At 63.7% G+C, this 21,101-nt stretch carries 23 protein-coding genes; 16 read left to right on the top strand and 7 right to left on the bottom strand.

All coding sequences use genetic code 11. From position 1 onward, the window contains the following. Positions 1-18 precede the first annotated feature (18 nt). Complete coding sequence (locus NL532_RS25580) at positions 19-381, bottom strand: co-chaperone GroES (RefSeq protein ID WP_023829072.1); 363 nt, start codon at positions 379-381, stop codon at positions 19-21. Between the two features lie 247 nt (positions 382-628). Between NL532_RS25580 and NL532_RS25575 the strand changes: the two genes are divergently transcribed. Both NL532_RS25575 and NL532_RS25570 read left to right on the top strand, forming a co-directional pair. Next, positions 629-892: a hypothetical protein gene (locus NL532_RS25575; protein ID WP_023670169.1), complete on the top strand. Its 264-nt coding sequence runs from the start codon at positions 629-631 to the stop codon at positions 890-892. Then, a complete protein-coding gene (locus NL532_RS25570) occupies positions 889-1,155 on the top strand; it encodes a DUF1488 family protein (protein WP_023670170.1) in 267 nt (88 codons plus the stop codon). The genes NL532_RS25575 and NL532_RS25570 overlap by 4 nt, the downstream gene beginning before the upstream one ends. Positions 1,156-1,198: 43 nt before the next feature. Here the strand turns inward: NL532_RS25570 and NL532_RS25565 are convergent, their stop codons facing one another. Further along, positions 1,199-1,366, bottom strand: a complete 168-nt coding sequence (locus tag NL532_RS25565) for a hypothetical protein (RefSeq protein ID WP_348524274.1) — start codon at positions 1,364-1,366, stop codon at positions 1,199-1,201. Between the two features lie 31 nt (positions 1,367-1,397). Further along, positions 1,398-1,607 (bottom strand): hypothetical protein, encoded by a 210-nt coding sequence (locus NL532_RS25560; RefSeq protein WP_023705435.1) that lies wholly within the window; start codon positions 1,605-1,607, stop codon positions 1,398-1,400. Positions 1,608-1,824: 217 nt separating this feature from the next. On the opposite strand from NL532_RS25560, the gene NL532_RS25555 reads away from it, so the two are divergent. Further along, a complete protein-coding gene (locus NL532_RS25555) occupies positions 1,825-2,232 on the top strand; it encodes a DUF3168 domain-containing protein (protein WP_023670173.1) in 408 nt (135 codons plus the stop codon). Positions 2,233-2,238: 6 nt separating this feature from the next. Here the strand turns inward: NL532_RS25555 and NL532_RS25550 are convergent, their stop codons facing one another. Beyond that, complete coding sequence (locus NL532_RS25550) at positions 2,239-2,625, bottom strand: ester cyclase (protein WP_023732030.1); 387 nt, start codon at positions 2,623-2,625, stop codon at positions 2,239-2,241. Positions 2,626-2,905: 280 nt separating this feature from the next. Here NL532_RS25550 and NL532_RS25545 point away from each other — a divergent pair, with 280 nt between their 5' ends. The 8 genes from NL532_RS25545 to NL532_RS25510 all read left to right on the top strand — a co-directional run bounded on the left by NL532_RS25545 (position 2,906) and on the right by NL532_RS25510 (position 10,072). Further along, positions 2,906-3,166, top strand: coding sequence for a hypothetical protein (locus NL532_RS25545; RefSeq protein WP_023692812.1), 261 nt, complete (start codon positions 2,906-2,908; stop codon positions 3,164-3,166). A gap of 82 nt (positions 3,167-3,248) precedes the next feature. Beyond that, entirely contained in the window at positions 3,249-3,914 is a 666-nt protein-coding gene (locus tag NL532_RS25540) for a response regulator transcription factor (RefSeq protein WP_023670175.1), read from the top strand. Continuing rightward, positions 3,898-5,316, top strand: a complete 1,419-nt coding sequence (locus NL532_RS25535) for an ATP-binding protein (protein ID WP_023829071.1) — start codon at positions 3,898-3,900, stop codon at positions 5,314-5,316. The genes NL532_RS25540 and NL532_RS25535 overlap by 17 nt, the downstream gene beginning before the upstream one ends. Before the next feature lie 176 nt (positions 5,317-5,492). Beyond that, positions 5,493-5,936: an RT0821/Lpp0805 family surface protein gene (locus NL532_RS25530; protein ID WP_023687241.1), complete on the top strand. Its 444-nt coding sequence runs from the start codon at positions 5,493-5,495 to the stop codon at positions 5,934-5,936. 85 nt (positions 5,937-6,021) lie between these two features. Next, the gene (gene ccmI / locus NL532_RS25525) at positions 6,022-7,176 is read left to right on the top strand and encodes a c-type cytochrome biogenesis protein CcmI (protein ID WP_023829070.1); all 1,155 of its coding nucleotides are present in this window, start codon (positions 6,022-6,024) and stop codon (positions 7,174-7,176) included. Between the two features lie 3 nt (positions 7,177-7,179). Then, complete coding sequence (gene ccmE, locus NL532_RS25520; protein ID WP_023670179.1) at positions 7,180-7,623, top strand: cytochrome c maturation protein CcmE; 444 nt, start codon at positions 7,180-7,182, stop codon at positions 7,621-7,623. After that, complete coding sequence (locus NL532_RS25515) at positions 7,623-9,614, top strand: heme lyase CcmF/NrfE family subunit (protein WP_023829069.1); 1,992 nt, start codon at positions 7,623-7,625, stop codon at positions 9,612-9,614. The genes ccmE and NL532_RS25515 overlap by 1 nt, the downstream gene beginning before the upstream one ends. Beyond that, complete coding sequence (locus tag NL532_RS25510) at positions 9,611-10,072, top strand: cytochrome c-type biogenesis protein (protein WP_023829068.1); 462 nt, start codon at positions 9,611-9,613, stop codon at positions 10,070-10,072. Before NL532_RS25515 ends, NL532_RS25510 begins: the two co-directional genes overlap by 4 nt. On the opposite strand, the gene NL532_RS25505 is transcribed toward NL532_RS25510, so the two are convergent. Both NL532_RS25505 and NL532_RS25500 read right to left on the bottom strand, forming a co-directional pair. Then, positions 10,069-10,377 carry a type II toxin-antitoxin system RelE/ParE family toxin gene (locus NL532_RS25505; protein WP_023687243.1) on the bottom strand — a complete coding sequence of 103 codons (309 nt, stop codon included), beginning with the start codon at positions 10,375-10,377 and terminating at the stop codon, positions 10,069-10,071. The genes NL532_RS25510 and NL532_RS25505 overlap by 4 nt on opposite strands. Next, positions 10,374-10,643: a CopG family ribbon-helix-helix protein gene (locus tag NL532_RS25500; protein ID WP_023670183.1), complete on the bottom strand. Its 270-nt coding sequence runs from the start codon at positions 10,641-10,643 to the stop codon at positions 10,374-10,376. Before NL532_RS25500 ends, NL532_RS25505 begins: the two co-directional genes overlap by 4 nt. A 191-nt stretch (positions 10,644-10,834) precedes the next feature. Between NL532_RS25500 and NL532_RS25495 the strand changes: the two genes are divergently transcribed. From NL532_RS25495 to NL532_RS25475, 5 genes are all read left to right on the top strand, one after another. Next, positions 10,835-12,388 (top strand): Do family serine endopeptidase, encoded by a 1,554-nt coding sequence (locus NL532_RS25495; protein WP_023670184.1) that lies wholly within the window; start codon positions 10,835-10,837, stop codon positions 12,386-12,388. A gap of 254 nt (positions 12,389-12,642) precedes the next feature. Further along, the gene (locus NL532_RS25490) at positions 12,643-13,317 is read left to right on the top strand and encodes a response regulator transcription factor (RefSeq protein ID WP_023670185.1); all 675 of its coding nucleotides are present in this window, start codon (positions 12,643-12,645) and stop codon (positions 13,315-13,317) included. 107 nt (positions 13,318-13,424) lie between these two features. Then, positions 13,425-14,900 (top strand): sensor histidine kinase, encoded by a 1,476-nt coding sequence (locus tag NL532_RS25485; RefSeq protein WP_023829067.1) that lies wholly within the window; start codon positions 13,425-13,427, stop codon positions 14,898-14,900. An 11-nt stretch (positions 14,901-14,911) separates the two neighbouring features. Next, positions 14,912-17,866: a bifunctional [glutamine synthetase] adenylyltransferase/[glutamine synthetase]-adenylyl-L-tyrosine phosphorylase gene (locus tag NL532_RS25480; RefSeq protein WP_023829066.1), complete on the top strand. Its 2,955-nt coding sequence runs from the start codon at positions 14,912-14,914 to the stop codon at positions 17,864-17,866. Positions 17,867-17,931: 65 nt separating this feature from the next. Next, positions 17,932-18,405 carry an EF-hand domain-containing protein gene (locus tag NL532_RS25475; RefSeq protein WP_023705425.1) on the top strand — a complete coding sequence of 158 codons (474 nt, stop codon included), beginning with the start codon at positions 17,932-17,934 and terminating at the stop codon, positions 18,403-18,405. A 103-nt stretch (positions 18,406-18,508) separates the two neighbouring features. On the opposite strand, the gene NL532_RS25470 is transcribed toward NL532_RS25475, so the two are convergent. Beyond that, positions 18,509-20,830, bottom strand: a complete 2,322-nt coding sequence (locus tag NL532_RS25470; protein WP_023705424.1) for a PAS domain-containing sensor histidine kinase — start codon at positions 20,828-20,830, stop codon at positions 18,509-18,511. Between the last annotated feature and the right edge of the window lie 271 nt (positions 20,831-21,101).

Here is a 21,101-nt window from a genome sequence, read left to right as displayed (position 1 = left end):
CTGGCAAAGCCAGGCCGGTCAGGCAGCCTTCTTGGCTTTGACGCTCTTCTCGGTGACGACCGTCCCGCTCTTGCCGATAGCGGCCGTCTCGCTCTTGTCGATGACGCCCATAATGTCGGCTTCCTTCAGGATCAGCAGGTCCTCGCCGTCGATCTTGACCTCGGTGCCCGACCATTTGCCGAACAGGATAAAGTCGCCGGCCTTGACGTCGAGCGGAACAAGCGCGCCGTTTTCGTCGCGTGCGCCCGGCCCAACGGCGATGACTTCGCCTTCCTGCGGCTTTTCCTTGGCATTGTCGGGAATGATGATGCCGCCCTTGGATTTGACATCGCCTTCGGCGCGCCGGATGACGACGCGGTCGTGGAGTGGCCGAAACTTCATGAGAACTTCTTTCTGGGGCCGGCATAGGCGACCGCGCCGTTCTTATAGGCGTGTTGGCACTCGATAGATAGGAGTGCCAAAAATTATTCGTGGCCAAAACTAAATATTAAAAAGTATTATGATGTCTGCAGGGTTCGAAACGTCGCGAGGCGCCTAGATATTTCAAAAAATTGAATTTCGAGGCAAAAGTGACTATTTATATCGTAAGTTCGATTTCACAATTTCAGGCACGAAGGAGATTTAGGCGATGGCCGAAGGCAATCAGAGCATCATGGAAAAAGCTGAAGCCCGCTTCATGGACAAGCAGAAGAAGACGGCCGAGCGCAACAAGGCAACCTCCGACTACATGTCCGAAGCGAGGGCCAGGGAGATCAAGACAGCAAGGCTCAGGGAATTGCGCCTGGCCAAGGAAGAGGCCGACCGCGTCGCGGAAGCCTTGAACCCGACACCGAAGAAGAAGCGGGCGACAGTCAAGAAAGCCGCCGCCGCGCCGAAGGGGGGCACGTCATGAGCCTGACATTCCCCAATCCAAGCCGCTTCTATGACGAGGCCGGCAAGCGCATCCGCTTTGTCGGCCACGACGGCATGTTCCAGATTTCCTTCTCTGTCGCAGCCGATGCCCTCTCGAAGGCGCCATCAGGGACGGCGACCGCGGAAGCCACCTATCTGGCGGCTTTCGACACCGCGTCCAGCTCCATCCATGACATTGCCAGCAAGGCCTACGCCCGCACCCGCAAGAGCATATATGTGCTCACAGCCGCGGATTTCGGTTAGCGCCCGTTCGTCTTGCAATCAGAGCGGCTGAGATCAGCGTGCGTCAGGACTTGCGGTCGGCTTTTGCCCGCCGCTTGACGTCCCGGCTGTTCAGGCGGTCGGCCATCGCTTCCGCATCGCGCAAATTCATGGCCACCATCACCTGTTGCTTAAGATCGACAGGCTGGCCGGTGAAGATGTCGAAGATAGTCCAGCTCTCGGGCTCGTCCATGCGCAACGCGTAGCGGTTTGCCATATCGGCATCAGGCCTTTGACATGAAAAATGCCGCCGCCAGGATCAGGATTGTCCAGGCCACCACCGACAGCTTCAAGGCCAGGCCGCCATGCATTGAAAGTATCTCGCGCATGCGCAGGGCCACGGTGCTCTTCGACAGGGCGGGTGTTGCCGCAATCGCGACCGGGGGCTTGACGCCGAGCTTTCCAAAAGCCGGCAGCAGCGGTGGCGTTCGCATGAAATGACCTCGAATTGCCGGAGAAAACAGGGCTCCTCATAACACCCTTCTTGAAACTCCCCGCATGCCAAATAGAACCCAGTCCGTGAAAGGGCCATGCCGCCCGATTCGCCGCCTTCCATCAGGCGGATCGTCATCTGGCGAAATCCGTGCAACGCGGTTAGGTTGCGCGCGAAACTGAGGTTGTTCAAAGCGTGACAGGCGAACGGAGACGACGATGACGGCGCCCGGCGATTTGCTGCAAGCCTTGTTCATGAGATTGAAGAGCGATGCCTCGCTGACGGCGCTGCTCGGCGGCGCCGGGTTGCGCGAGCAGGCGGCCGACAGTGCCGCCTTCCCTTATGTGACCTATGGCAGGACCAGCGCATTCGATCTGGACACCGGCGCCGACAATGATGACGACCAGCTCATCACGCTGCATGTCTGGTCGAAGGCGCAAGGCGAGGCCGAGACGCGTCTGATCATGGACAGCATCCGGGCGCGCCTTGACGGCGCCGCTTTCGCCACCGGCTCGCGCGACCAGACCCGCCTGTCCCTGGAGTTCGCCGAGGCCCGCTACGACGAGGACCTGGCGCTCTACCACGGGGTGCTGCGGATACGCGCTCTCACCGAGCAAAGTGATTGAAGCAACCTAGATCTGCGCCTGGATCTCGGCCTTGTCGATGACTGACCACACCTCGCGGATGCGACCCTCTCCGAATTCGTAGAAAACATTCTCAGCGAACGACACGCGCTTGCCGTTCACCGGCAGGCCGAACAGCACGCCCTTGGGATGACAGTCGAAATGCAGGCGCGCCGCCACGCGCGGCGGCTGGCAGACCAGCAGTTCGATGTTGAAGCGGAGGTCGGGAATCGCCTCGAAATCGCCTTCGAGCATACGGCGATAACCCGACAGGCCGAGCATTTCGCCATTGTGCTGCACCTCGTCGCCGACAAAGTCTCCAAGTTTCGCCCAGTCCTGGGCATTCAGGCAAGCGATATAGCCCCGGTAAAGGTCGGCAAGGTGTTTATCCGTCATGGCGCACTCCGATGATTTGGCGTTTCCCGCGCTATTTAGGGCGGCCCTTCAGAATGGTCTCGCCTTGACCTGTTCCCAATCTGGCTGCGAATTGAGAACCTGCGCGCAAAAACCATAGCCGCGCAGCCGGTTTTCCGGTTATGAATCCATTGCCCGGTCTGAGGGACTGGGCGGTAGGATCGCATTCATTCGTTGCGCGCGCAGGGGGTATTGCGGGGATGGATTTTCACCCGTTCACCGTTCATTTCACGTTCAGCACAGTTGCGTTACAACGCCGACCATGAAAACGCTTCGCTCTCATGTCAGAATCGCGATACTGGCGCTCACAGCGGCCGGCCTGTTGGCGTCGCAAGCGACGCCGGCAGCCGCGGCGGATTGCTACGCGATCGGCCAGCAGGTTGCCGAGCAGAATGGCGGCACGCTGGCCAAGGCTTCGCAGACGACGCGTGGCGGCCAGGAGGTCTGCGTCATCGTCGTGCTTGTGCCGGGCAAGGACGGCCAGCGTCCGCGCCGCTCCGAGATCGTCGTCCCGGCGAACTGATCCAATCTTCCCCCTTGCAGGGCTCGTTTCCCAGACCACCGGAATCGGCCTATATCTGACACATCAACAGGCCTGACCGATCATGCGCGTACTCGTCGTCGAAGATGACAAGGATCTCAACCGGCAGCTGGCCGACGCGCTGGTCGATGCCGGCTATGTCGTCGACCGCTCCTATGACGGCGAGGAGGGGCATTTCCTCGGCGACACCGAGCCCTACGATGCCGTCGTGCTCGACATAGGCCTGCCGCAGATGGACGGCATCAGCGTCGTCGAACGCTGGCGCCGCAACGGCCGCAAGATGCCGGTGCTGATCCTGACAGCGCGCGACCGCTGGAGCGACAAGGTGTCGGGCATCGATGCCGGCGCAGACGACTATGTCACCAAGCCGTTCCACATCGAGGAGGTGCTGGCCAGGGTAAGGGCGCTGATCCGCCGTGCCGCCGGCCATGCCTCGTCCGAGCTCACCTGCGGGCCGCTGCGCCTCGATACCAAGGCCTCGAAGGCCGATGTCAACGGCGTGCCGCTGAAGCTGACCTCGCATGAGTTCCGCCTGCTGGCGTATCTGATGCACCATATGGGCGAGGTGGTGTCGCGCACCGAGCTGGTCGAGCATCTCTACGACCAGGATTTCGACCGCGATTCCAACACCATCGAGGTCTTTGTCGGCCGGCTGCGCAAGAAGATGGGCATCGACATGATCGAAACCGTGCGCGGCATGGGCTATCGCATGCGTGAGCCGGAGGCGTAAGGCGGAACCGCTCCCCATACCAGCAAGGAAGCCTTTTTCGGCGCGGCTCTGGCCGCGCTCGCTGGCCTTCCGCGTCATCGGCTTTTCCACGATCTGGGCGATCCTCACCCTGATCGTCATCTTCACTCTGATCACCACGCTCTACCGCCAGGCCAGCGAGCGCGGCTTCGACAGCCTGCTGTCGGCGCATCTGTTCAATCTGATCGGCTCAGTCGGCGTTTCCGAATCCGGCCAGCTCACCGGTGCTCCCGACCTCGGCGACCTCCGCTTCTCGGAGCCGAATTCGGGCTGGTACTGGTCGGTGGAGCCGGCTTCCGAAGGTGTGCACGGCGACCTTCATTCGTCCTCGATGACCACGACGATCCCGTCGCCGACCGTCGCTGAGGTGCCATTCAATTCGAGTTTCCAGCGCAGCTACTCCACTGACGGCATCGGCGACGAGCAGCTCGAAGTGTTCGAGAGTGAATTCGTCCTCGACGCCAAGAACCGCGCCGCGCGCTTCCGCGTGATGGGCAACAAGACCGAGCTCGAACAGGAGATCGCCACCTTCCAGGGCCGATTGCTGACCTATCTCAGCCTGTTCGGCGTCGGCATGATCGCCATCAATGCGATCGCTATCCTGCTCGGCCTGCAGCCCTTGCGCCGGGTTCGCAACGCGCTTGCCCAGGTGCGCGAAGGCACGGCGCAGCGGCTCGACGGCCGGTTTCCCGCCGAGATCGAGCCGCTCGCCAACGAGACCAATGCGCTGATCGAAAACAACAAGCGCATCGTCGAGCGCTCGCGTACGCAGGTCGGCAACCTTGCCCATTCGCTGAAGACGCCGCTTGCCGTGCTGATCAATGAGGGCCGGGCGCTCGGCGGCGCCAAGGGCCAGCTCATCGCCGACCAGGCGGCGTCGATGCAGAAACAGGTCGACCACTACCTGCAGCGGGCACGGGTCGCGGCGCAGCGCGACAGCGTCGTCTACCGCACCCCGGTGACGCCGCTGGTGCAGCGCATGGTGCGCGTGCTGCAAAAACTCAAGCCTGATGTCAGCCTGTCGCTCGTGTTGCCGGCGGCCGACATCGTCTTCGCCGGCGAGCGCGAGGATTTGGAGGAACTGCTCGGCAACCTTCTCGACAATGCGATGAAATGGGCGAAGAGCACTGTTGCCGTATCCGTCACGCCGGCCGCAGCCGGCCTGTTCGAGATGTCGATCGAGGATGACGGTCCCGGCATTCCCGAGGACAAGGCCCGCGAAGTGTTGAAACGGGGCCGGCGTCTTGACGAGACAAAACCAGGCACCGGGCTCGGACTTGCCATTGTCGCCGACCTCGTCAATGAGTATGGCGGTGCGCTGGCGCTGGACCGCTCCGCCATGGGTGGACTGAAGGCGGTGGTGCGCTTGCGGAGCTTGCAATGATGTACTGCCCAGGGCACCAATCGACACGGCCGAATGCCTGTGTTATGGCGGCTCCTCGATTGCGCAAAAGCCGTTAAGAACGGCCAAATTTCCGACAAATATCAATAGTATCACGTCCTGACGCCCCCGATGACGCGGCCCCCAGCGCATCCCGTTCAAGAAAACCGGTTGTTGGCATGAAGATTCGCGTTGCGCTCGTTTCCGCACTGCTCGCTCTTTCCGGCTGCGGAACGCTGGGCAAGGGCAGTGGCCCGGATATCTCCATCACCAACCCGCCCGCGTCGCCTCCTTCAGGGGCCAAAGTCGCGACGACGATCATCTCGGCCATGGCCGGCGGGCTCGTCGGCGGATCGATCGGCAGCGGCCTGAACAGCACCGAGAAGCGCAAGGCGCTCGAGGCGGAATACAAGGCGCTCGAATATACGGCGAGCGGCCAGAAGGTGACGTGGAAGAGCGACAGTTCGGCTCATTCCGGCGAAGTCGTCGCGGCCCAGCCCTACCGCGTCGGCTCGCAGGATTGCCGCCAGTACACCCATACGGTGTTTACCGGCACGGCCGGCCAGACCGCGCGGGGCACCGCATGCCGCAACGCCGACGGCAGCTGGACGCCGCTGACCTGAACATTGGGCCGGGGTCGGAATCCCGTCAAAGCGTCGCAGCACCCTCATGTTGTGAGAGCAGGGCTCTCGCTCTATTGGAAGAACCATGCTGTTCTGGGTCATAGCCGCAATCCTCACGCTAGGCGCAAGCCTGACGGTGCTGCTGCCGCTGACCAGTGGCGGCAAGGACGCTCCGACCAGCAGCGACCACGACCTCGAAGTCTATCGCGACCAACTGGCCGAGCTCGAGCGTGACGCCGCGCGCGGGCTGATCCAGCCGGCGGAAGCCGAGGAGGCGCGCGCCGAAATCGCCCGCCGCATCCTTCGCCTGGGAGATGTTGGTCAAGCCAATGTCGGTCAAGCCGATGCGCCTGGCACGCGGCAGCCGTCAAAGGCGGCAAGGCTGGTGGCAACGGCTGCGGTACTGGCGGTCCCTCTGCTCAGCTGGGGCCTTTACAGCCAGCTCGGCTCGCCGGATCTGCCGTCGCAGCCGCTTGCCGAACGGCTGGCCAAGAATCCGGCCGATAGTTCGGTCGACGAGTTGGTGGCGCGCGCCGAGGCCCATCTTGCCGCCAACCCTGGCGATGGACGCGGCTGGGACGTGCTCGCCCCGATCTATCTGCGCCTGCAGCGCTTTCCCGATGCCGTGACCGCCTATCGCAATGCCATCCGCCTCGATGGCGACACGGCCGCCCGCGAGGCCGGCCTCGGCGAAGCGATTGCCAATGCGGCCGGCGGCATCGTTTCGGCCGATGCGCAATCCGCTTTCGAACAGGCGCTAAAACTCGACCCGGCAAACGCGAAAGCCTCGTTCTATTTGGCGATGGCGCTGGCCCAGGAAGGCCGCATACCCGAGGCAACCGCGGCGTGGCAGAAAATGCTCGATTCCCTGCCGCAGGATTCGCCATGGCGCGGAGCTGTCCAACAGGCACTGGCCGAGGCCGCCAACCGCAGCGTCGCGTCAGGAGAGCCCGCCAAAGGCCCCGACGCCGCAGCCGTCGATGCCGCCTCGTCGATGGCGCCGCAGGACAGGCAGGCCATGATCGAAACCATGGTCGCCGGCCTCGACGAAAAATTGCGGCAAAATCCGCGCGACACGGAAGGATGGATGCGGCTCATTCGTTCCTATGTTGTGCTGGGCAAGGCCGACCAGGCGCGCGACGCGCTGCATCGCGGTATTGCCGTGTTTGGCGCCGACAGTGAGGAAGCGAAGAAATTCACCGCCTTTGCCGCCTCGCTCGGCCTGACGGCGACGGAGTAGGACATGACGCGCAAGCAGAAGCGATTGTCGGTGATTGTCGGAGGTCTTGCCTTCCTCGGCGCCGCCACCGGGCTGACCTTCTATGCGTTGGGCCAGAAGGCCTCCTATTTCTATATGCCCGCCGATCTGACCACCGCCAGCTTGCAGCCGGGACAGCGCATCAGACTCGGCGGCCTCGTCGAAAAGGGCACGGTCGTGCGCGGGCAGGGCGCGACGGTTGCGTTCTCGGTCACCGACACGCACAAATCGGTCAAGGTCAGCTATACCGGCATCCTGCCCGATCTGTTCCGCGAGGAGCAGGGCGTCATCACCGAAGGCAGCTTTGGCGCCGACGGCGTTTTCGTCGCCGACAGCGTGCTGGCCAAGCATGACGAGCGCTACATGCCCAAGGAAGTCGCTGACGGGCTGAAGGCCAAGGGCGTGTGGCAAGAGAGCAAGAGCCAGTAATGGTTGAGACCGGACACTTCGCGCTCGTCCTCGCCTTTGTGCTGTCGCTGGTGCAGACGCTGGTGCCGCTGATCGGCGCCCGTACCGGCAACCAGAGGCTGATGGCTGTCGGCGGTCCCGTCACGGTCACAGGCTTCGCCCTCACGGCGCTATCGTTCGCAGCACTCGCCGGCGCCTATGCAAGTTCCGATTTCTCGGTGGCGAGCGTGTGGGAAAACTCGCATTCGCTGCAGCCGCTGATCTACAAGATCACCGGAACCTGGGGCAATCACGAAGGCTCGATGCTGCTCTGGGTGCTGATCCTGACCTTCTTCGGTGCGCTGGTCGCTGTCTTCGGCTCCAACCTTCCGGCGACGCTGCGCGCCAATGTGCTGGCCGTGCAGGGGGCGATCGGCGCCACCTTCTTCCTGTTCATCCTGGCGACATCCAATCCGTTCACCCGGCTCAATCTGGCGCCGATCGAGGGCCGCGATCTCAACCCGGTCCTGCAGGATCTTGGCCTCGCCATCCATCCGCCGCTGCTCTATCTCGGCTATGTCGGGTTCTCTATCTGCTTTTCCTTCTCGGTCGCCGCCCTCATCGAAGGCCGCATCGATGCCTCCTGGGCGCGCTGGGTGCGGCCGTGGACGCTGGTCGCCTGGATGTTCCTCACCGGCGGCATCGCGATGGGCTCCTACTGGGCCTACTACGAGCTCGGCTGGGGCGGCTTCTGGTTCTGGGATCCGGTCGAAAACGCCTCCTTTATGCCGTGGCTGGCCGGCACGGCTCTTCTGCATTCGGCGATCGTCATGGAGAAGCGTTCGGCGCTCAAGATCTGGACGCTGCTGCTTGCCATCCTCACCTTCTCGCTGTCGCTGCTCGGCACCTTCCTGGTGCGCTCCGGCGTGCTGACCTCGGTGCATGCTTTCGCCACCGATCCGACCCGCGGCATCTTCATCCTGTGCATTTTGACGCTGTTCATCGGCGGCTCGCTGGCCCTGTTTGCGCTGCGCGCCTCGCGGCTGACGGCCGGCGGCCTGTTCCACCCGATCTCGCGCGAAGGCGCACTCGTCCTCAACAATCTGTTCCTGACCACGGCCACGGCCACCGTGCTGGTCGGCACGCTCTATCCGCTGGCGGTCGAAGCGCTTTCGGCCGGCAAGATCTCAGTCGGCGCCCCCTTCTTCAACCTGACATTCGGCCCGCTGATGGTGCCGCTGCTGGTCGTGGTTCCTTTCGGACCATTGCTCGCCTGGAAGCGCGGTGACCTCTATGCCGTCGCCCAGCGCCTGATGGCGGCTTTCGGCGCCGCTCTCCTGGCGATGCTGGTCACCGGGCTGTTCATCGACGGCGCGTCGGTGTTCGCCGCCCTTGGTGTCGGCCTCGCCTGCTGGCTGGTCTGCGGCGCGCTCACCGACCTCGCCGTCAAGTCCGGCTTTGGCAATGTGTCGCACGCCATCATGCTGCGCCGTTTCGCCGGCCTGCCGCGTTCGGTGTTCGGCACTGCACTTGCCCATCTCGGCCTCGGGCTGACGACGCTCGGCATTGTCGGCACGCTGTGCTTCGGCACCGAAAGGATACTGTCGATGCATGCCGGCGAGAGCGTCGAACTCTCCGGCCACACGCTGCGTTTCGACGGCCTCTTCCCGGCGCAGGGTCCGAATTACAGCGAGCAGCGCGGCCGCTTTTCCGTGATCGGCGCCGGTGGCGGCGTTTCAGCCGAGATCACCTCGGCCAAGCGCTTCTTTCCGGTGCGGCAGACGACGACGACCGAATCTGGGATCGAGACGATCGGCTTCAGCCAACTCTATCTGTCGCTGGGCGATGAGGGCACCGATGGGTCGGTCGTGGTGCGCCTGTGGTGGAAGCCGCTGGTGACGCTGATCTGGGGCGGAGCTCTGGTGATGATGGCGGGAGCCGCAATGTCGCTGTTCGACCGTCGCCTGCGGGTTGGCGCACCCTCGCGCCGCCGCAAGCAGGCAGCCTCCATGCCGTCGGCAGGTGTGCCGTGAGCACCAGGTCTCTGGCCTCGCTCGTGCTTTTGCTGGCGCTGCTGTTTGCCGGCGCGGCGCAAGCGGTGAAACCGGACGAGGTTCTCGCCGATGCGGCGCTCGAGGCGAGGGCGCGGCTGCTGTCGGAAGGCCTGCGCTGCATGGTCTGCCAGAACCAGTCCATCGACGAATCCGATGCTGACCTCGCCCGCGACCTGCGCATCCTGGTGCGCCAGCGTCTGGTTGCCGGCGATACCGACCAGCAGGTGATGGACTATATCGTGTCGCGCTACGGCGAGTTCGTGCTGCTGAAGCCGCGCTTCAGCCCGCGCAACGCCTTGCTGTGGGGCACGCCGGTGCTTCTGCTTCTGGCCGGCGGCATTTTCATTGTGCTGACCACACGCTCGCGCCGCTCGTTGGCAACCGAGGCGCTGAGCGCCGAGGAACAGGCGGCGCTGGACAAGATGCTGAGCGACTAGCTCGGCCATTCCTCCAAAGGCCAGTCCCGCGACGTGTGGATGGCGCGCAGGATAACAATGCTCTGACGGCCGGCGATCAGGCGCAATTCATAGGCAATGATGTAGGGCAGGCGGCCGATGGGCTTCTCATAAGTGCCTGTTACCCGGCCAGGTCGGCCCGTCGCCATATCACCAAGGCCCCGGCCCATTTCACGGATACGGTCCGCGAGGCGTCGGGCGGCGGCAGGATTGTCCTGAGCGATAAAGGCAACTTGCTGCGTGACATCGTCCAGCGCTTCTCGCGACCAGGTGACGAACCGCTTCACGCCTTGCCTGCGCGCCTGGCTTTCGCTGCTTCGATCACCGCGTCGACCTCCGCCATGGCGTCGTCGTGGGGCACGACGCGGCCAGCCTCTGCGTCGGCCATGCCACGTTTTATGCCTTCGATGATATCCAACTCGCGATCGACATAGGCTGAGACCGCCTCGGCGGCGAGGAACGATTTACTACGCCTGGTATCGGTAGCGATCTGCTCCAGCTTCAGCTTGGTCTCGGACGAGACTCGAATGGTCATGGTGGTGCTTGCTGTCATTGTGAAAGCCTTGTGCTGAGTTGTGTACACCATAGGGCAGCAGGCGAGCGCAACCAAGCGATTTGTGCGTCCGCCCAACATTACAAAACTTTCATGCTCCGGAAATGGCGCGGTAATGTGCGCCTTTCTATTTCTCTTGTCCGAGGATGCTCTGCCTGAGCCGCATCCAGTGAAAAGAGGATACGAGACCCATGACTATCGCCCCCAACCCATATTCCCGCACCCGCAAGCGCCTGTTGGCCGCCGCCGCTTCGCTGGCCATTGCCGGCGGCATCGGTTTCGGCGCCGTTGCCACTGGTACAGCTCCCGTTCTGGCCGACGCCGTGCGGGTCGAAGCGCCCCAGGTGCCGGGCTTTGCCGATGTCGTCGAGCGCGTTTCGCCGGCCGTGGTCAGCGTCAAGGTCAAGGCCAAGATCGAGCCTGCCGCCGATGACGGCTCCGACCAGTCCGACGATCCGGACGGCATGAACAACCTGCCCGACAATCCGCAGCTGCGCCAGTTCTTCAAGCAATTCCGGGGCTTTGGCGATCAGAACGGCCAGGGCGGCGGCAATCGTCGCTTCAGCCACCGCGACCATAACAACGACCAGCCGCGTCCGGTGGCGCAGGGTTCTGGCTTCTTCATCTCCGATGACGGCTATCTCGTCACCAACAACCATGTCGTCGAGGAAGGCTCCGCCTTCACAGTGGTGATGAATGACGGCAAGGAACTTGACGCCAAGCTGATCGGCACCGATCCGCGCACCGATCTGGCGGTGCTCAAGGTCGATGGCGTCGGCAAGTTCACCTATGTCGATTTCGCCGACGATTCCAAGGTTCGCGTCGGCGACTGGGTGGTGGCCGTCGGCAATCCGTTCGGCCTCGGCGGCACCGTCACCGCCGGCATCGTCTCGGCCCGTGGCCGTGATATCGGCGCCGGTCCCTATGATGACTTCATCCAGATCGACGCCTCGGTCAACCGCGGCAATTCGGGCGGCCCGACCTTCAACCTCAACGGCCAGGTCGTCGGCATCAACACCGCGATCTTCTCGCCGTCGGGCGGAAGCGTCGGCATCGCCTTCGACATTCCGGCCTCGACCGCCAAGCAGGTGGTGCAGGATCTGATGAAGAGCGGCTCGGTGCAGCGTGGCTGGCTCGGCGTCGAAATCCAGCCGGTTACATCGGACATCGCCGAATCGCTGGGCCTGAAGTCGCAGAACGGGGCTCTGGTTTCGGGCGCCCAGGACGGTGGCCCCGGCAAGAAGGCCGGCATCACCGCCGGTGACGTGATCACCCAGGTCGAAGGCAAGGACGTCGCATCGCCGAAGGAACTGGCTCGTCTGATCGGCGCCTACCCACCCGGCAAGTCGGTCGACGTCACGGTGTGGCGCGACGGCAAGAGCCAGACCATCAAGGTCGATCTCGGCACGCTGCCGTCCACCGACAAGCAGGCCTCGGCCGACCCGCAGCAGCCCGCGGCACCGGCAAAGCCCGCCGCGCTGGCCGATCTCGGCCTCACCGTCACCAAGTCGGAAAACGGCAAGGGCCTGGTGGTGACCGATGTCGATCCAGACAGCGATGCCGCCGACCGCGGCATCCAGCCCGGCGATGTCATCACCTCGGTCAATTCGACGGAGGTGAACGGCACCGAAGACGTCGCCAAGGCGATGGCCGATGCGGTCAAGTCCGGCCGCAAGGCGGTGCTGATGCAGATCACCCGCGACGATTCAAACCGCTTCGTCGCGCTGCCAGTCGCCAAAGGCTGACATCACACAGTTTCCAGTGCGGCGGTTTCAACACCCCCGAGCCGCCGCACGGGAAGCAAGGGGCCGAACGCGTTAGTCAGTCATCGTGTTCTGCCCCCGGCGGCAGCGGGCCCCCATCGCCCGCTGCCGCTCTAACATCGAAGCATGTCGCCCAAAAGTGCACGGCGGTTTTGGCAAAACGACATGCTTGAACGAAAGCTTTTGCGCTCATGGCGGCCCCTCAATCTTCCGGCGAAATCGCGTATAACGGCTCTATGAAGATTCTCGTCATAGAAGACGATCGCGAGGCGGCCGACTATATGCAGAAGGCCTTTGCCGAGGCTGGGCACACCGCCCATGTCGCCGGCGACGGCGAAACCGGCTTTGCGCTGGCCGATGCCGGCGACTATGACGTGATGGTCGTCGACCGCATGATGCCACGCCGCGACGGGCTCTCCGTCATTGCCGGCCTGCGCTCGCGCGGCAACACCACGCCGGTGCTGATCCTGTCGGCGCTGGGCGAAGTCGATGACCGCGTCACCGGTCTGCGCGCCGGCGGGGACGACTATCTGACCAAGCCCTATGCCTTTTCCGAATTGCTCGCCCGCGTCGAGGTGCTGAACCGCCGCGCCAGCGCCAGGGAGGCCGAAACCGTCTACCGGGTCGGCGATCTCGAGCTTGACCGGCTGTCCCATTCGGTCAAGCGCGCGGCGCGCGAGATCACGCTGCAGCCGCGCGAATTCCGCCTGCTCGAATATCTGATGCGCCATGCCGGCCAGGTGGTGACGCGCACCATGCTGCTCGAAAATGTCTGGGACTATCATTTCGATCCGCAGACCAACGTGATCGACGTTCACGTCTCGCGCCTGCGTGGCAAGATCGAGAAGGGTTTCGACAAGCCGATCCTGCATACGGTTCGCGGCGCCGGCTATATGCTGAAGAGCGGCTAGAGCATGATCCCAAAAAGTAGGTACCGGTTTTTGGAGAAGATCATGCTCCGACAAAGGGGTAGTTCATGATGAGATTTCAGCCAAATCTCATCATGAGCTAGAACTCGATGGCCCTTTCCCTGCCGGCCATCATGAGGACGACGGCGGCGCGGCTTTCAGCGCTTTATTTCCTGCTTTTCGCGCTATGTGCCGTGTTGCTGGTCTTCTACATGACGTCGTTGTCGGCCCGCATGCTGACCGGCCAGACCCAGCAGACCATCAATGACGAGGTGCTCGGCCTCGCCCGTGCCTATCAGAGCGGCGGCCTGCCGCGGCTGGTGCGCGTCGTCGAGCAGCGCTCGCGCCAGCCCGGCGCCAACCTCTATCTCATTGCCGACGTCAACGGCCAGATCCTCACCGGCAACGTGCAGAGCCTGGCACCGGGGGTGCTCGAGACCGATGGCTGGACGACCGAACCCTTCTCCTATCGCCGTTTCGGCGAAGGTGAGCTCGAACGGCAGCGCAACCAGGCTTCTGACCCGAATGGCGCGCAGCCCGGCGAGACCGAAATTCAGCCCGAGGGCGAGAAGGGCCACAACGCCATCGCGCTGGTGCTGCGGCTGCCCAACCAGATGATCATGCTGGTCGGCCGCGATCTCGGCGAGCCCGAGCGCTTCCGCGCCGTCGTCCGCCGCGCCCTGATGCTGGCGCTGGGCATGATGGGCCTGGGCGGGCTGCTGATCTGGTTCCTTGTCGGCCGCGCCGCGCTGAAGCGCATCGACAGCGTCTCGGAGGCAAGCCGCCGCATCATGGGCGGCGATCTCACGGGACGGCTGCCGGTGACCGGCGCCGGCGATGAGTTCGACCGCCTGTCGGAAAACCTCAACACCATGCTGGCCAGGATAGCGACGCTCAACGAAGGGCTGAAGCAGGTCTCCGACAACATCGCCCATGATTTGAAGACGCCGCTGACCAGACTGCGCAACCGCGCTGAGGCGACACTTTCGGGCAAGCACAAGACCACCGACTACCGGCAGGCGCTGGAAGGCACCATCGCCGAATCCGACCAGCTGATAAAAACCTTCAACGCCATCCTGATGATCTCCAGGCTGGAGGCCGGCTATTCCTCGGAGAGCACCAGCAAGGTCGATCTCGCCGCCGCGGTGCATGACGTTGTCGAGCTTTATGAGCCGGTGGCGGAGGAGGCTGGCGTGGTGCTCGAAACTGCCGCGGACGGGAATTTTTCCGTCAATGGCAACCGCGAGCTGATCGGCCAGGCGCTGTCGAACATCGTCGACAACGCCATCAAATACTCGACCGATGCGACGGAAAAGCCTGCTGTGCGCGTAGCCCTGCAGCGCGTCGGTCACGAAATCCGCCTTTCTGTTGCCGACAACGGCCATGGCATCCCTGATGACGCCGACCGCGCCAGGGCGACCGAGCGCTTCGTGCGGCTGGAAAAGAGCCGCTCGCAGCCGGGATCCGGTCTTGGCCTCAGCCTCGCCAAGGCGATCATGACTTTTCACAATGGCCGGCTTGAACTTCTGCCTGCCAATCCCGGATTGTCCGTTATCATGAGCTTCCCGGCGCGGGAGGACCATTGATGGCGGTGAGGATGGCTGCGAAACGGATCGAGACCGAATGGCGCCTGCAACTGGCGGCGCAGCTCGCGCCGCTGGATGAGACCCGCGCCCGGCGTGAACTGTCGGAGATCGCTGGCGATGCCAAGGACGAGAACCTGCCGCGGCTGGCGAAATTCCTAGGAGGCAAGGGCGCGGCCCAGGAGTTTCTCGCTGCCGTCTTCGATCTCTCGCCTTTCCTCCGCGATGTCGCGCGCCGCCGGCCGCAAATCCTCGACGCGCTGTTCGATGGCAGTGTCGAGGCTCGGCTGCTCGCCATCGCCGAAGCGATCGGCAAGGCCGCCTTTTCCGAGACCGTTTCCGAATCCAGCCTGATGATGGAACTCAGGCAGTGGAAGGGTGAAGCTCACTTCCTGATCGCACTTGCAGACCTCTCTGGCGAGGCCGATGCCGCGCTGACGGTAAGGCGCCTCAGCAATCTCGCCGATGCCTGCACCTGCGCGGCGGTCGACTTCCTGCTGCGCGAGGCGCACAGCCAAGGCAAGGTCAAATTGCCCGATCCCGAAAATCCGTCACGGCAATCCGGCTGGATCGTGCTCGGCATGGGCAAGCTTGGCGCGCATGAACTGAATTTCTCCTCCGACATCGACCTCGTCGTCTTCTTCGATCCGGATGCGCCGGCGATCGTCGATCCGCTCGACGCCACAGAGCTGTTTGCGCGCCTGACCCGCAGGCTGGTCCGCATCCTGCAGGACCGCACCGGGCACGGCTATGTCTTCCGCACCGATTTGAGGCTTCGTCCCGATCCAGGCTCGACGCCGCTGGCGATCCCGGTCGAGGCAGCACTTCGCTACTATGAGGCGCGCGGCCAGAACTGGGAGCGCGCCGCCATGATCAAGGCGCGTCCCGTGGCCGGCGATCTCGATGCCGGGGACGCGTTCCTGCGAGAATTGCAGCCCTATGTCTGGCGCAAATACATGGACTATGCGGCGATCGCCGACGTTCATTCGATCAAGCGCCAGATCCATGCCCACAAGGGTCATGGCGAGATCGCGGTCAAAGGACACAACGTCAAGCTCGGCCGCGGCGGCATTCGCGAAATCGAGTTCTTCGTCCAGACCCAGCAACTGATCGCCGGCGGCCGTTTTCCGGAGCTGCGCGGCCGCGAGACGGTGCCGATGCTGGGTGCGCTGGCGGCGCGCAACTGGATCACCGCCGATGCACGCGACGCGCTCACGCAGCAATATTGGTTTCTGCGCCGCGTCGAACACGCCATCCAGATGGTCGCCGACGAGCAGACGCATATTCTGCCGGACGATTACGAGGGGCTCGACCGCATCGCCCATATGCTGGGCTTTGCCGATGCCGCCAGATTTGCCGAAACCTTTCGCGCGGCTTTGCATGAGGTCGAGCGCCATTACGCCGCGCTGTTCGAGACCGCGCCTGAATTGTCGGCCGGCGTCGGCAATCTGGTCTTCACAGGCGATGTCGACGATCCCGACACGCTGCAGACCTTGCACGGCCTTGGCTTCCAGCGGCCAAGCGACATCTGCCGCGTGATTCGAGGCTGGCATTTCGGCCGCTACCGCGCCACCCAGTCGGCGGAAGCGCGCGAGCGGCTGACCGAACTGACGCCGGCGCTGCTCAAAGCCTTCGGCCAGACGCGCCGGGCCGACGAGGCGCTGGTTCGCTTCGACGAATTCCTCGCCGGCCTGCCCGCCGGCATCCAGCTGTTTTCGCTGCTGCAGTCGAATCCCGCCCTGCTGAAGCTTATGGCGACGATCATGGGCGCCGCGCCTCGGCTGGCGGCAATCATCACAAGGCGCCCGCATGTCTTCGACGGTCTGCTCGACCCGGCGCTGCTCGCCGAACTGCCCAACCGAGCCTATCTCTCAGCGCGGTTGGCCGCTTTCATCGAAGGCGACCGGGCTTATGAGGACGTGCTCGACCGTTTGCGCATCTTTGCCTCCGAGCAGAAATTCCTGATCGGTGTCAGGCTGCTCGCCGGCTCGATCGACCCGGCGCGCGCCGGCCGCGCCTTTTCCGATCTCGCCGACCTCACCATCGACGCCGCATTGCAGGCGGTGACCACCGAATTCGCGCTGCGTCATGGCCGCATCGCCGGCGGCACCGTGTCGCTGCTCGGCATGGGCAAACTCGGCAGCCGCGAGCTCACCGCCGGCTCCGATGTCGACCTCATTCTGCTCTACGACCACGACGCGAATGCCGACGAGTCCGACGGCGACAAGCCGCTCGCACCATCGCACTACTATACCAGGATGACGCAGCGGCTGATCGCGGCTGTCTCGGCGCCGACCGCCGAAGGCGTTCTCTACGAGCTCGATTTGCGCTTGCGGCCATCCGGCAACAAGGGGCCGGTGGCCACCCACATCGATGCCTTCAAGAAATACCAGCGCCAGGAGGCCTGGACCTGGGAGCACATGGCGCTGGCCCGGGGGCGCGCCATCGGCGGCGACGCGGCCCTTTGCGCCGAGGTCGAGGCCGAGGTGGCGGCACTTCTGGCCTTGCCGCGCGACGCCGCCAAGGTGAGGGCGGAGGCATCCGAGATGCGCGCGCTGATCGAGAAGGAAAAATCGCCGCGCGATCTCTGGGACATCAAGCTCATCTCCGGCGGCCTCATCGACCTCGAATTCATCGCGCAGGTGGCGGTTATAACCGGGCAGGTCGAAGCCGGCCGCAGGGTGACCGCGACCGGCGAAATCCTGGCGCATCTGTCGCCGGATTTCGCCGAGGCCGACGTCAGGCAGCAGCTTTGCGAAGCCTACCAGCTCTATCTGGCGCTGACCCAGATGACGCGGGTTTGCCTCACCGGCGCATTCGAACGCGATGACGTTCCGCCGGGACTGTCGGATCTGCTTCTGGCGGTGACTGACCTGCCGGATTTCGGTGTGCTGGAAGCACACCTCAAGGAGACGTCGCAAAAGGTCAGAAAGGATTTCGACCTTTTGCTTCGTACGAAACGGTTGTGAGGGCGTGAAGCGCTGGCGGCTGTTTCGGATCGCATCGGGGGTGACGATGCAACAGGAGAATACCCATGAGAAAGACAACCGGACTTGCCCTTGCCTTCGTCGCGCTTGCCGGCGCCGTTGGCACCACCGCCTATGCCGAGAACAATGCCAGCGCCAGAATGCGCGAGGGCGCGATGATGCGCCTCGACAAGGCGATGAAGGATTCCAACGGCACCATCAGCTTCGACCAGTTTTCCGACGCCATGAACGCGCGGCTGAAGAAGCTGGTCGCCGACAATGGCGGCAAGCTGACCGTTGCCCAGCTCGCCGACGCGCTGGAAAAGGCGCGGTTCGAGGAAATGGCAAAGCGTATCGTCGCCCGCTACGACACCAAGGGCGACGGCACGCTGACCACGGACGACATCACCGGGCGTGAGAAGAAGGTGTTCGCCATGCTCGACCGCAACAATGACGGCAAGATCGAGCGCAACGAACTACCAAAGAACGGCCGCATGGGCCGCCACCACCAATGGGACGGCGGCGACGACAGCATGGAGTGAATTGCGATATGTCTCCGGCGGCGAAAGCCGCCGGAGCCCTTACATGACCGCGCCTACCCAGTCCTTGAACGCAGCGGAGAGCACCGCTCGCATTGGCGGGCCGTCAGGCCGCCGCCTTCACCGCCGGTTGCGCCTTCTTCACCGGGATGCGCACCGACACGATCGTGCCGACGCCTTCGGTTGAGCGGATTTTCAGCGCTCCTCCTTGCAACTCGGCCAGCGAGCGCGAGATGGCAAGGCCGAGGCCGGAACCGGCGTGGTTCTTCGAAAACTGGTTCTGCACCTGTTCGAAGGGGCGGCCAAGCTTGCTCAGTGCCTCCTTCGGAATGCCGCAGCCATTGTCCTCGATGGTCAGCACCAGCGCGCCTGACGTGTTGCGGGCGCGCACCGAGATATGGCCGCCCTGGCCGGTGAACTTCACCGCATTCGACAGCAGATTGATGGCGATCTGCTTGATCGCCCGGCGGTCGGCGAACAGCGTCATCGTATCGGCGATGCGGGTTTCGACCGTGATCGATTTCTCCGCCGCCTGCAGCGAGATCACCCGCACCGTCTCGCGGATCAGCGGGCAGAGATCGATTTCCTCGCGGTCCACCGAGAATTGGCCGGCTTCGATCTTCGACATATCGAGTATGTCGTTGATGACGCCGAGCAGATATTTGCCGCTGCCGTTGATGTCGTTGGCATATTCCTCGTAGCGCGGCGAACCGAGCGGCCCGAACAGGCCTTGTTCCATCAGTTCGGAGAACCCGATGATGGCGTTGAGCGGCGTGCGCAGCTCGTGCGACATGTTGGCTAGGAATTCGGATTTGGCCCGATTGGCGGCCTCGGCGCGCTCGGTTTCCTTCATATATTCGCGGTTGAGCTCGACCAGTTCCTTGGCGCGCTCTTCCTCGGCCCGGCGGGCGAGGCTGAGGTCGTGGATGGTCGCCATCAGCCGGCGCTCGCTGTCGACCAGCTTTTCCTGGTGCAGCTTGATCTGGGTGATGTCGGAGCCGACGGAGACCGTGCCGCCGTCCCGGGTCCTCAGTTCGTTGACCTGCAGCCAGCGGCCGTCGGAGAGCTGCCGCTCGAAGGTTGCGCCCCCTTGCGGCCCGTTGGTGTTGGCCAGCCGCCGTTCAGAGGCGAAGGCAAGCATGCGCTCTTCAAGCACGGCGCGCGCAGCGCCCGGCATGACGTCGCGGTCCGACAGGCCGTTGTCCTTCTGGTATTTGGAATTGCACATGATCAGGCGCTGGGCGGCATCCCACAGCACGAAGGATTCGTTGATGTTTTCGATCGCGGTCCGCAGGCGCAGGTCGGCCGCCTCCGAGCGCAGCGCCAGATGCCGCTGCTCGGTGACGTCGACGGCAATGCCGATCAGCTGGATCTCAGGCGCTTCCGGGTCGATCACCTGGGCCCTGGCGCGCATCCATACCCACTGGCCGTCGGCGTGACGCATCCGGAACACCTGGTCGATATGGTCGATCTCGCGCTCGACGATTTTGTTGGCGAGCTCGAACAGGTCGCCGTCTTCGGGGTGGATGATGTCGTCGACCTCGCCGAACGACAGCATCGAGTTGCAGGGCTCGTAGCCCAGCATGTCGTACATCGAGCGCGACCAGTACATCTTGCCGCGCACCATGTCCCAGTCCCACAGGCCGCAGCGACCGCGCACCAGCGCCATGTCGATGCGCTGATGGGCTTCGAGATAGATGCGGTCGGCTGTCTGGGCGCGCGATGCCTGGCCGAAATAGGCGTAGAGGATGATGATCAGCACGCCGGCTGTCAGCACAAACAGCGTGACGTTGAGCGAGACGGTCTTGCGCCAGCTGTCGAACACCGCTTCCTGCGGCACCAGCACGGCGGCGGCGTTCTTGCGGTCCCGGGTCAGGCTCACCGCCGCGTACCAGTCCTGGCCGCCGATGCTGACATCCATGACCCCGGCGCGGTCGCCGAACATGAACAGCGGCTGGCCGTCCAGCACCAGGCTGTCCAGCGATCGCCCTTGCCAGCCGGTCGACAGCGGCGAGACGGCAATGATCTTGAAGGCGCTGTCGGTGATCACAAGCACATGGCTTCTGCCCATGGCGCCCTGGCGGCTCGTGCTTTCCAGAAGATCAATTGCACCGCTGGATGCCGCGGTCGGGTCGGCCGAGATTGCGTTCGCCATCTGGCCGGCGGCGAGACCCAGCACCGCCTTGACGTCGCGCTCGGCCTCGTCGCGCTCGTTCATCAGCGACAGCACGCGCAGTGCGGCGATGACGATCAGGAAGATGATGATGAGAGCCGGTATCGAACGGCGCAGAAGGGGTTCGGCAGCCAGGAGCCGCCGGTAGGCTGGTTCAGCGATGAGCCGCGTATTGCCGGCGAGGCCGTCGCCTCGCGCCTTGCGCCGCTCAAAAGCCGTCCCTTCGGGCGCGCCCCACGCGTCCGCCTTGGCCATAAATGGCACTCCCCGAATTTCCGTACGCTTGACGATCCGGCAACACCGCACATCCGAATCGTCTGTAAAGAATCAAAGGTGATTCGCCTTGTCCAGAGGCGCGGCCGAAAAACATTAAAAATTGATTGAAATAACGCAGGATCTTCCCTTCTCCCCCTGTGGGAGAAGGTGTCGCCGAAGGCGACGGATGAGGGGTGTTCCAGGGAACGCCGACGTTTCACTCCGCTGGAACACCCCTCATCCGTCTCGGCTTTAAAGCGCCGATCCACCT

Source organism: Mesorhizobium sp. C120A (assembly GCF_030323105.1).
Taxonomy (GTDB): Bacteria; Pseudomonadota; Alphaproteobacteria; order Rhizobiales; family Rhizobiaceae; genus Mesorhizobium.
The sequence above is the reverse complement of the archived record's forward strand: the minus strand, read 5'-3'. Positions and strand labels throughout refer to the sequence as shown.

Coding starts and splice junctions, on each gene's coding strand:
- NL532_RS25580 (WP_023829072.1), bottom strand. CDS start 381: ATGAAGTTTCGGCCACTCCACGACCGCGTCGTCATCCGGCGCGCCGAA.
- NL532_RS25575 (WP_023670169.1), top strand. CDS start 629: ATGGCCGAAGGCAATCAGAGCATCATGGAAAAAGCTGAAGCCCGCTTC.
- NL532_RS25570 (WP_023670170.1), top strand. CDS start 889: ATGAGCCTGACATTCCCCAATCCAAGCCGCTTCTATGACGAGGCCGGC.
- NL532_RS25565 (WP_348524274.1), bottom strand. CDS start 1,366: ATGGACGAGCCCGAGAGCTGGACTATCTTCGACATCTTCACCGGCCAG.
- NL532_RS25560 (WP_023705435.1), bottom strand. CDS start 1,607: ATGCGAACGCCACCGCTGCTGCCGGCTTTTGGAAAGCTCGGCGTCAAG.
- NL532_RS25555 (WP_023670173.1), top strand. CDS start 1,825: ATGACGGCGCCCGGCGATTTGCTGCAAGCCTTGTTCATGAGATTGAAG.
- NL532_RS25550 (WP_023732030.1), bottom strand. CDS start 2,625: ATGACGGATAAACACCTTGCCGACCTTTACCGGGGCTATATCGCTTGC.
- NL532_RS25545 (WP_023692812.1), top strand. CDS start 2,906: ATGAAAACGCTTCGCTCTCATGTCAGAATCGCGATACTGGCGCTCACA.
- NL532_RS25540 (WP_023670175.1), top strand. CDS start 3,249: ATGCGCGTACTCGTCGTCGAAGATGACAAGGATCTCAACCGGCAGCTG.
- NL532_RS25530 (WP_023687241.1), top strand. CDS start 5,493: ATGAAGATTCGCGTTGCGCTCGTTTCCGCACTGCTCGCTCTTTCCGGC.
- ccmI (WP_023829070.1), top strand. CDS start 6,022: ATGCTGTTCTGGGTCATAGCCGCAATCCTCACGCTAGGCGCAAGCCTG.
- ccmE (WP_023670179.1), top strand. CDS start 7,180: ATGACGCGCAAGCAGAAGCGATTGTCGGTGATTGTCGGAGGTCTTGCC.
- NL532_RS25515 (WP_023829069.1), top strand. CDS start 7,623: ATGGTTGAGACCGGACACTTCGCGCTCGTCCTCGCCTTTGTGCTGTCG.
- NL532_RS25500 (WP_023670183.1), bottom strand. CDS start 10,643: ATGACAGCAAGCACCACCATGACCATTCGAGTCTCGTCCGAGACCAAG.
- NL532_RS25495 (WP_023670184.1), top strand. CDS start 10,835: ATGACTATCGCCCCCAACCCATATTCCCGCACCCGCAAGCGCCTGTTG.
- NL532_RS25490 (WP_023670185.1), top strand. CDS start 12,643: ATGAAGATTCTCGTCATAGAAGACGATCGCGAGGCGGCCGACTATATG.
- NL532_RS25485 (WP_023829067.1), top strand. CDS start 13,425: ATGGCCCTTTCCCTGCCGGCCATCATGAGGACGACGGCGGCGCGGCTT.
- NL532_RS25480 (WP_023829066.1), top strand. CDS start 14,912: ATGGCTGCGAAACGGATCGAGACCGAATGGCGCCTGCAACTGGCGGCG.
- NL532_RS25475 (WP_023705425.1), top strand. CDS start 17,932: ATGAGAAAGACAACCGGACTTGCCCTTGCCTTCGTCGCGCTTGCCGGC.
- NL532_RS25470 (WP_023705424.1), bottom strand. CDS start 20,830: ATGGCCAAGGCGGACGCGTGGGGCGCGCCCGAAGGGACGGCTTTTGAG.